General features: G+C 63.3%; 1 protein-coding gene. It reads right to left on the bottom strand.

All coding sequences use genetic code 11. The annotated features are described in order from the left end of the window. Positions 1-414 (bottom strand): carboxypeptidase-like regulatory domain-containing protein (locus AC5RWX_RS34370; protein ID WP_494100591.1); only part of this gene is annotated, 414 nt, incomplete at both ends.

Raw genomic sequence — 414 nt, 5'->3', positions numbered from 1 at the left:
GGGTGACCATCTCGCCGTGGGCGAAGTTAGTCAGTCCCGTGGTACCGAAGATCAGCGAGAGGCCGACGGACGCCAGCGCGAGCAGCAGCCCAAAACTCAATCCGGCCACGAGGCGGTTAAGCAGGTTCTGGCCGAAGTCCTGCTGCTGGACCACGATGCCTTTGCCGAAGGCGAAAATGACCGACAGGTTGGACGTCTGGCTGAACGTCACTTCGCGGGGATTCTCCTGGCCCTCGGCCAGGGTAATGCCCTCAGGCAGTGTTGATTCGTCCAGCTCCACCGTGTAGGTCCCCTGCTCGGGCACCCCGATGCTCCAGGACCCGTTCGCGGACGACTTGGCGGTGCCGGTGAAGTCGTCGCTCTTGACGGTGATGGTCACGTCCACCAGTGGTGCCCGCGTATCGTCGCGGAGAA

This window comes from Arthrobacter sp. SPT-J7, from assembly GCF_059089965.1.
This window is presented reverse-complemented; position numbering and strand designations above follow the sequence as displayed.